The organism is Okeania sp. SIO3B5 (assembly GCF_010692555.1).
Lineage (GTDB): Bacteria > Cyanobacteriota > Cyanobacteriia > Cyanobacteriales > Microcoleaceae > Okeania.
Window position 1 is genome coordinate 1 of record NZ_JAAHHG010000617.1, and the last position, 5,467, is coordinate 5,467.

9 protein-coding genes are annotated in these 5,467 nt (G+C 41.3%); 3 read left to right on the plus strand and 6 right to left on the minus strand.

Going from position 1 to position 5,467, the window contains the following annotated elements; all coding sequences use genetic code 11:
- Nucleotides 1–1,223 (plus strand): tetratricopeptide repeat protein (locus F6K54_RS39460; RefSeq protein WP_293089726.1); only part of this gene is annotated, 1,223 nt, incomplete at its 5' end.
- 384 nt (nucleotides 1,224–1,607) lie between these two features.
- Here F6K54_RS39460 and F6K54_RS39465 read toward each other — a convergent pair.
- The 6 genes from F6K54_RS39465 to F6K54_RS39490 form a co-directional block, all read right to left on the minus strand.
- Nucleotides 1,608–1,982, minus strand: coding sequence for an aspartyl protease (locus F6K54_RS39465; protein ID WP_293089728.1), 375 nt, complete (start codon nucleotides 1,980–1,982; stop codon nucleotides 1,608–1,610).
- Nucleotides 1,979–2,299 (minus strand): hypothetical protein, encoded by a 321-nt coding sequence (locus F6K54_RS39470; protein WP_293089730.1) that lies wholly within the window; start codon nucleotides 2,297–2,299, stop codon nucleotides 1,979–1,981. The genes F6K54_RS39465 and F6K54_RS39470 overlap by 4 nt, the downstream gene beginning before the upstream one ends.
- 17 nt (nucleotides 2,300–2,316) lie before the next feature.
- Nucleotides 2,317–2,613, minus strand: coding sequence for a hypothetical protein (locus F6K54_RS39475; protein WP_293089732.1), 297 nt, complete (start codon nucleotides 2,611–2,613; stop codon nucleotides 2,317–2,319).
- Nucleotides 2,570–3,775, minus strand: a complete 1,206-nt coding sequence (locus F6K54_RS39480) for a Clp protease N-terminal domain-containing protein (protein WP_366558374.1) — start codon at nucleotides 3,773–3,775, stop codon at nucleotides 2,570–2,572. The genes F6K54_RS39475 and F6K54_RS39480 overlap by 44 nt, the downstream gene beginning before the upstream one ends.
- A gap of 318 nt (nucleotides 3,776–4,093) precedes the next feature.
- Nucleotides 4,094–4,420: a Clp protease N-terminal domain-containing protein gene (locus F6K54_RS39485; protein ID WP_293089734.1), complete on the minus strand. Its 327-nt coding sequence runs from the start codon at nucleotides 4,418–4,420 to the stop codon at nucleotides 4,094–4,096.
- Nucleotides 4,421–4,744: 324 nt separating this feature from the next.
- The gene (locus tag F6K54_RS39490; protein ID WP_293089736.1) at nucleotides 4,745–4,912 is read right to left on the minus strand and encodes a hypothetical protein; all 168 of its coding nucleotides are present in this window, start codon (nucleotides 4,910–4,912) and stop codon (nucleotides 4,745–4,747) included.
- On the opposite strand from F6K54_RS39490, the gene F6K54_RS43575 reads away from it, so the two are divergent.
- Nucleotides 4,842–5,000, plus strand: coding sequence for a Bpu10I family restriction endonuclease (locus F6K54_RS43575; protein WP_366558375.1), 159 nt, complete (start codon nucleotides 4,842–4,844; stop codon nucleotides 4,998–5,000). The two genes, F6K54_RS39490 and F6K54_RS43575, sit on opposite strands and share 71 nt — an antisense overlap.
- A 72-nt stretch (nucleotides 5,001–5,072) precedes the next feature.
- The coding region (locus F6K54_RS39495) for a DEAD/DEAH box helicase family protein (protein WP_366558373.1) at nucleotides 5,073–5,467 on the plus strand (395 nt) is incomplete at its 3' end.

Here is a 5,467-nt window from a genome sequence, read left to right on the forward strand (position 1 = left end):
AACAAGCCACTGAAATCCTCAAAATCGCTCTGCCCGAAAATGATTCCTCTCTTCTGGCCTACCTCAACAACCTGACAGAATTATATAAATCTCAAGGCAAACATGAAGCAGCGGAATCATTGCACAAAAAAGCCACAGAAATCCACAAAAACCCCCTCCCAGAAAATCATCTACCCCGTGCCATCGACCTCCACAAACAAGCAGAACTGTATCATTCTCAAGGGAAATACGCAGCAGCAGAACCTTTGTACCAACAAGCCATCGACATCGCCCAAACTACCTTACCCGAAAATCATCCATCCCTGGCTACCCATCTCAACGGCCTCGCAACATTATTTTATTTTCAAGGGAGATACGAAGAAGCAGAACCATTGTACCAACAAGCCATCCGCATCGCCAAAGTTGCTCTATCTCCTAACCATCCACATTTTGCCACTTACCTCAACAACCAGGCAAATTTATATTATTCTCAAGGGAAGTACGAAGAAGCAGAACCTTTGTACCAACAAGCCATCAAAATCGACAAAACTGCCTTACCGGAAAATCGTCAATCCCTGGCTACCCATCTCCACAGTCTAGCAGCATTATATTATTCTCAAGGGAAATACGAAGAAGCAGAACCATTGTACAAACAAACCATCGAAATCGACAAAACTGCCCTACCCGAAAATCATCCATCCCTAGCCACCCACCTCCACAGCTTGGCTTTATTGTATTGTTCTCAAGGGGAATACGAAAAAGCAGAACCTTTGTACCAACAAGCGATCGAAATCGACAAAGCTGCCTTGCCTGAAAATCATCCATCCCTAGCCACCCACCTGAATAGCTTGGCAGAACTACATCGTTCTCAAGGGAGATATGCAGAAGCAGAACCTTTGTACCAACAAGCGATCGCCATCGACAAAATTGCCCTACCAGAAAATCATCCATATCTGGCCACCCACCTCAACAGTTTGGCAGGATTATATCGTTCTCAAGGGAAATACGATGCAGCGGAACCTTTGTATCAACAAGCGATCGCTATCGTCAAAGAGGCTCTACCGGAAAATCATCCATATCTTGCCACCCTCCTCAACAACCAGGCTTTGTTATATTGTTATCAAGGGATATACAAAGTAGCGGAACCATTGTACCAACAAGCACTGGAGATTTTTGAGGAAAAGTTAGGTGGGGAACATCCTCATACTATTAAGGTGCGAAAAAATCTCGAACGTTGTCGGTGAGAATAATGAGGCTAGACAGTCGGCTAGACACGGATTAGGCCACGGATACACGGATGATGGAGCATCTAGAGCTAGACAGGGGGCTAGACACGGATTATGCCACGGATACACGGATGATGGAACATATAGAGCTAGACAGTCGGCTAGACACGGATTAGGCCACGGATACACGGATGATGGAGCATCTAGAGCTAGACAGTCGGCTAGACATGGATTATGCCACGGATGCACGGATGATGTCAAATGATTAATCCGTTTATCCGTGCCCGAATCTGTGTCTAGCACGGATGATGGAAAATGATGAATCTGTTTATCTGTGCCTAGCTACTGATAACTGAAAAATATCGCCTGCCCCCATTGCAAATCTTTCTACAGTAGTTTTCATTAATCTGAAAAGCTCTCTAAAGTAAGAATACCAGCTTTTCTATCCACTACCAAGCGCCGATTTTCCAGCCAAGACAAACCGATTAAAATCTCTGGTATTCCATTACCAACAACAACAGGAACCTTCATTTCTTGACCATCAAAAATTGCTGTTCCCTCATAAAGATTGAACTGAAATTCGCCTCTAGCAGTTTTCATTTCTTGTTTTTTTAGATACCGCCATCCCAAACTTTTTGCATCTTGGATATCCATTGCCAACCAGTCAGTAAAACCAGTATCTAACAATACATTAACTGTTATTATGGAACCATCGGCAGCTACTAACCCCATTTCAAAAAACAGTTCTCCTTTGCTACCAAAAAATCCCCGAATCATATCCTACCACAAGTCCCCGTTTCATTCAAACGCATTGCCATAAGATCGGAGGTAGGATGCTGTTCGCGAGCCTTTTGAAAACTGACATTTTCATCAGCATCAATAAAATAATCTCCACTATCCGGTTCGATATGAATAAACCAGTCGTAATGTTCTTTCACCAAGTCTGGATAAACTCGCCAAAAAATTTCCCGACACCGACGGGCAAAAGCTTCGTCTTCTGCTTGGCGTCTGGCTATTTCCTCTGGGGAAAGAGGGGGGTTATCGCCATATATTGGCGTACCTCTGGGTACTTTTCTGCGTGTTATTTGAGTCATATTTCCAACTTTTTATGTTAATCAGATACTAATATTATAGCAGACATTGCTGAATTAACTTCAAAAAAAGCTAGACAAGGATTTTGCCACAGATACACGAATGATGCCAAATAATGAATCCGTTTATCCGTGCCCGAATCTGTGTCTTGCCCGGATGATGTCAAATGATTAATCCGTTTATCCGTGCCCGAATCTGTGTCTAGCTGATGCACCGATGATGCCAAATAATGAATCCGTTTATCCGTGCCCGAATCTGTGTCTAGCTGCTGATTATTCCTTGATATTCCTAAGTTCAGTTCTCGCTTTTTTGGCATTCTCACGAATATTTTGCAATTCAGGACATTCCTCTTTTTTGTAAAAATTCAAAGCCACATCAAAACAAGCGATCGCCTGCTTTAAATTCTCAGCCCCCTCTCCCTGAACCATTTCCAAATAAGTCAAACCCAAACAGTTCTGAATATCCGCCCAATCTTTAGGAGTTTGAGTCGGAGTCAGAATAGAAGCTACAATATTGTATCCAGTCAGAGCAATTTCCAAATTAATCTCCCGCACTCCTCCATCAAATGTTCTAATTAGATCGCTAATATTTGTCACCCTCTTGAGAAACTCTTGTTTCCTTGCATCCCCTACATTGGGCAAAGTCTGATGAAACCAATTCTGCAACGCTTCAGGAAAGCGATCGTTTAACTTATCCAAATTTTCTCTTAAAAAATTGTGTACTGCTTGCTTGTCACCTTTGTTGACAAAACTTACACCAAGTAACTGATACGGGAATTTCTCCATATCTTGATTTGAGGGAGGAAGTAATTCCATCAACTCAGGTTTCATAGCTTGCACTTCTAGTAGACTAGATAATGGTTCAAAGTCTTCAGGAGAAACGGGAAATTCTATCGGCTCAGATTTAGTAGCTTGTTCCTTTAGTGGAGTAGACTTTTGAACGGGATTAGGTACATTAACAACAGGAACTTCTGAGCGATCGGCAGTTTCCTCCGTTCTAGAAGCAATGAGTCCTCTTAAAACCTTAGCACCTTTAGTATCACCTCGTTTTTCTAACATTGAAGCCATAGTTCCTATTAACTTAGGATCGATTATACCTGGGTTATTCTTAACAACTTCTGCCTCCGAACCTTCTGGATGCTCAAGTATTTTATCAATCATAGCTAGCTGGGCATTATTTGGGTTTGTTTCACTAGAATTAGCAGAAGTAGAAATTGGTTGGGATGCAGTCAGATGAGCTTGTTTTAACTTACCGAAAACTTGATTCTGTAATTGAGCGGGACTAACTCCCAAATTCTGCAAAACTTTGATTACCCTTGCTTCTGAGTGCCTCAGTAAACCTAGTAACAGATGTTCAGTGTCAATTTTAGAATCTTTTAACTTCTCTGCCTCAACTTGAGAAAGCTCAAAGACTTCTATGGTATGTTGATTGTAGGGAATGTCTGTTTGACATACTCTCCGGCGGTTAGGCGCGGAGATTCTCCTGAAACCAGGATTCTTGGTTCAATGAGTCCACTTAAATTAAACACCTTGCGGCATCTAACCCAGAGATGGTTCTCTCCCCAAGCGTTTGCTCTATTCCAAGAGCCTGTTCCCGTATGCCCTACGGTACAGTTCAAACCTAAAAAAACTTTGGTTCTCTGATACTTGTTGCTTAGAGCTTTTCCATATACAAGCATTCCTGTACAAAACCCCATAACTCTAGTTTTCAAGGTGCAAACGCTACAAGTTAGGTAGCTATAGGTTTTTAGAGCGGTTGAATACCTTTCCGCTTTTTAAGCATAACATAAAGTCCCCCTAAAAGGGGGAGGCTTTAAACCCAATTTTTCGGTAAGATACTGTTCCTCGCTTCTGTATTTTTTCAACTTGTAAGCGGGCATTTTCTAACTTAATACCAGCATCTCTAAGTACCTGCGCCGCTAAACCTTGTTCCTGCCTGATTAAACCCAAAAGCAGATGTACTGGCCCTATTTCTCTATGACACAAGTGTTTGGCTTCATCGAAGGCTAGCTCAAGGACGTTATGGACTTGTTGTGTAAAAAAATGCCAAGGAGCTAGAGAATTATACTTATTTGTCGCTTCATTGGGGACGTTATTGTCTTCTTGTGTAAACCTATTATACATAGTTATTTTTCCAGTTCAAAGACTAATCATAATTTTCTGTTTGCTTCTTTACCTGACAAAAGACAAAAAAAGAGAGCGATCGCCTGAACAGAGCTAGATAATGATTTTGCCACAGATGCCCGGATGATGACAAATAATTAATCCGTTTATCCGTGCCCGAATCTGTGTCTAGCTTTTCCTTTCCTCAATTACAGTGCTTTTCAAATTGATGAACTACACCTTCATAAGCAAAACCTTGTAGGGACGTTCCATGGAACGTCCCTACTAAAATCAAGTTTCAAGCCTCCCCGTTTTAAGAGGATAAAAGAAAGAGAATTCCGTATTTTATTGCCTCCCTATTACAGGAAGTACTGATAACTGATAACTGATAACTGAAATTACACCAGTTTCTATTGTCTCAACTAAACTTGATGATGTTTTAATAGTTCGTAAATCAAAGCGTCTTTCTGCTAATATTAGACAAGAACATAAAACACCGGAGGCAAGACGCATTCATCGACAAGAATATGCAGAATTTTTAGATGCTTCAAAATATTATCCTGATGTTTTTCAAAGGATGATTGATAAAATTCAAATATAGATTGATAATAGTAATCCATCTATGAAATAAGGTTATAAATCAAGGTTATTTTTAAATCAGTGAAATGAAATAATGTACCGAACACCAACTATCAAATTCGATCGCGGCACTCTCATTCTCCATCCCCCACCTCAAGGTAAAGCATGGGTAGACTATGCAACCTGGGATGACAGGGTGGAAAAATTTCGGGTTCGAGCAATAGACTATCGCCCTTTAGTAGAATCATTAAAAGCAGCAAAAATCGACTTTACTGACAAAGCTAAAGAATTTGAACCTCTCGAACTCATCCCTAGTTTGGAAATGCCTCCCTATCCCCACCAAGAGGCAGCATTGAAAGCTTGGAAACAGTCTGGCAGAAATGGAGTTGTGATTCTCCCTACTGCTTCGGGTAAAACATATTTGGCCCAACTGGCAATGCAGGCAACTCCCCGTAGTACTCTGGTAGTAGTACCTACCCTAGATTTGAT